The sequence below is a fragment of the Corynebacterium sp. HMSC035E02 genome (assembly GCF_001836065.1).
Lineage (GTDB): Bacteria > Actinomycetota > Actinomycetes > Mycobacteriales > Mycobacteriaceae > Corynebacterium > Corynebacterium hiratae.
On the sequence record NZ_KV827364.1, the window covers coordinates 318 to 3,220 of the forward strand.

Below are 2,903 nucleotides of genomic sequence, written 5' to 3' on the forward strand. Positions count from 1 at the left end.
CCGGTGCACGGTTTCCGCAACTAGTCAGCGCACGAAAGTCTGCATCGCCGCCCAAAGCAATGGGGTGTCCTTAACGTGGCCGTCGCGAAACCACGCTTCCGCACGGTCACGTTGCCACAAGTTCATTGCACGCGCCGGATTAGATGAATCTAATGCTTCATCGGCTGCAAGAATCAGTCGCCGCAACGGTGTAGAGGGAAGGTATGAATCCGTGGGTATCGTCCACGAAGCAGCGATGACGTACTGAGCGCCCCGCAAATGCGCGGCCAAAGACAAACCCATGGGTTCGAGAAAAGTATGGTCCGTACCAGAACCACACCCAATGAATGCCACGTGTTCAGGGAACACGAACTCTTCATCGCTTAGAATCTCACCGGCGGTCAACGGATCGTGCTGCCCCGTGTCATCAACACAACACAAGTGGAGTGCTGATGATGCCCCTGAGGAGGTGAGGTCCTGTCCCACGCTAACGTGTCCCACGTACAGAAAAGCGGAAGCTTTAGGCAGTACGGACTTGAGCCACCGGCGATCTAGATCACTACGTCTAGCTAGTTCAGAGAAAACGGTCGCTGTGGGAATAAGGTTTCCAGTTCGCCGCCCTAAAAGTGCTGCTAGTTCATCGTTGTCTTGGGGTGGTCCCAGGACCGAGCCCAGCGCCGAAGTCGGTTGGTATCCAGGAACTTTAGGATCGATGACAGCTACAACCCCGCGCCGTGTTCCGTTAACACGCAAACGCGAAGCTCCTTTATCGCGGCGTTTCGCAAGGCGGGAAGCATTGCGGGGAATAGCTATAGCGACGTCCGCAAAGTCCAAAAGTAGCGTACGATGATTTCCTGCAGTTTCTGTTTGAATACGCAGGAGTGCCCATGGAATCCGAGCTGCAGTTGGAGATACATGGATCTTCATGCAAACGCGCTCGGCGCCATGCCCAGAACGTCGAATTAACGCTTGGGTCAGTTCAGTGGGAAGAAGACCATCAGCTAGTCTTGCCCCAAAATCCGCCGATTCTTGTGGAGAGGCCAATGGACCACTCAAGGCGCGGTCGAGCGCTTCCTCTGCAGATTCAGCAGGGCGAGCATTGGGCAATGCCTCCTCATAAAAGTTGAGAAGAGTCTGGCGTAGCGCTGGGTCAAGACGAGACGCGTGCGCGTCTTCCTCTCCTTCCCAGCGCCACGTGATCCAGCAAGTGCTTGCCTCAGCAAACCACAAGGTCAGGACTTGTTGCCCACTCACCACGTCTTACCTTGATTAACCGCAGGTAATCTTTAATTCGAACGGCTTCGTTTCCATGCTGGTCGGGTTTTGTGGATCGGTCACAATGCCCTCACCCGACACGGTGTAGCTGTCGCCTTCCTTCGTCGCCGTAGCGGAGCCCATCGGGCTACCCTCAGCGTAGGCCAGGGTATTTCCATCTGCATCCATCATTCCGACACCCTTCACCGTGGGGTTATCATCGGTGGAAAGCATTGCGGAGATACCAGCTGTACCGGAACCTACTGCGAGATTCATCGTGCCAGCTGCCTCCTGGCATACGATGGTTTCGTCTTCTACCACGATGGCCTGGCCATCAACTGTGGCTTCATAGCTTCCACCGATTGAAGCGGTCTTCGCATCTGCATTTGCAGACTCATCTTCGCTGTCGTTTGATTCTGCATTCGCATCAGAATCTGTACTAGAGTCTTCAGTCTTTTCAGCCTCGTTGGCAGCAACTTCGGTGGTAGCGTCCGCAGACTTTTCGCCGTTGTCGCCTTCAGATTGAGAACAGGCAGCGAGCGTTGTCAACGAGACGGCGGCAAGAAGAGATACGAGAGACTTAGTGATCTTCACTGGAGTTCCTTTCTTTGCATTTAGCTGTGCATTCGAGTGCCAGCTAGCCTCAGTATTGGAGAATGCTAGCTCTACCACTCACAAAACTGGTCCCCCAAAGGGGGGATTCGATGTCTTCAATCAATAAAGAGCAACGCACTCTTCGGCAAAGCTCAACCTGTCGCGAGCTCGCAGTCGCTCCTGAGCAAAGGCCCTAATACGGTTGCGCACTTCCTGGCTCTCGTTGACATCAACCCCAACTTGTACGACCACGTCAGTCCAATCTTGAAGCCATACCTCAGCTACCGTGAGACCTAACGGCACAGACGCGAACCCCCGCTTGTCGAGATATCCGTGGGCTAATTCCTCAGGTCCGCGAAGCATCCGCACCTCAAGGCCTTCACCGTTTGACTGCTTATCAGCGAGTAATACTTGGATGTCTAGCACCGGATTCGGAGCCGCTTCGACATGCCAGTGAACGGGATTCTCTGTCGCATCAACTACATGTGCTGGCAGCCCTTGCCACGCCGGGGAGGATGTACCACTAAAAATGGGGCCCGTGATCGCACACTCTTGAACTGTGCCCGCGACCAAAGCATAGTCAGATTGTGCCTGGTTGTCCCTTGTTCTGTTTAAGGACACTGAGGTGTCCTCAGTACGAGAAAACTGATACCCGTCGACGATTGTTTCTACCTGCATAGCCACGTCGTTCATCTCACGAACCAGCCCCTCATCACTCAGCTTGGGTACCCCATCAACGGCACTGGTCGGCCACCAATCTCGTAGCCACTGGCCATGAGCGAGCTTTCGAAGCGCCAGTAACGTCTCCAGATTCCATTGAGCAGCGACATTGAATGCTTTTCGCATGTTGGGGTTCTGCGCCGACTGTACAAATTCAACATGGGCAGGCTCTCCGATGAGTTCCCACAGCCAATCGCATTCGTCTTCGTCAGTGATCGTGATGCGTGGCCGGCTCCTTTCGGGCTCGTCGATATTCCACTCCAATAGCGCTCCCCTAGCTTCAACAGCTTGGATAAGTGGAAACTCTGAGAAACTAATAACGCCCGATTGGGGTTGCCCGCAAATCGTGGACACGT

At 54.3% G+C, this 2,903-nt stretch carries 3 protein-coding genes; all 3 read right to left on the reverse strand.

From position 1 onward, the window contains the following. Positions 1-24: 24 nt before the first annotated feature. Complete coding sequence (locus tag HMPREF2635_RS13095; RefSeq protein WP_158010568.1) at positions 25-1,233, reverse strand: CHAT domain-containing protein; 1,209 nt, start codon at positions 1,231-1,233, stop codon at positions 25-27. A gap of 15 nt (positions 1,234-1,248) precedes the next feature. Continuing rightward, on the reverse strand, positions 1,249-1,827 hold the full coding sequence (locus HMPREF2635_RS09470; RefSeq protein WP_070547412.1) for a lipoprotein LpqH: 579 nt from the start codon (positions 1,825-1,827) through the stop codon (positions 1,249-1,251). 120 nt (positions 1,828-1,947) lie between these two features. After that, positions 1,948-2,903: hypothetical protein (locus HMPREF2635_RS09475; RefSeq protein WP_210401611.1), on the reverse strand; the 956-nt coding region annotated here is incomplete at its 5' end.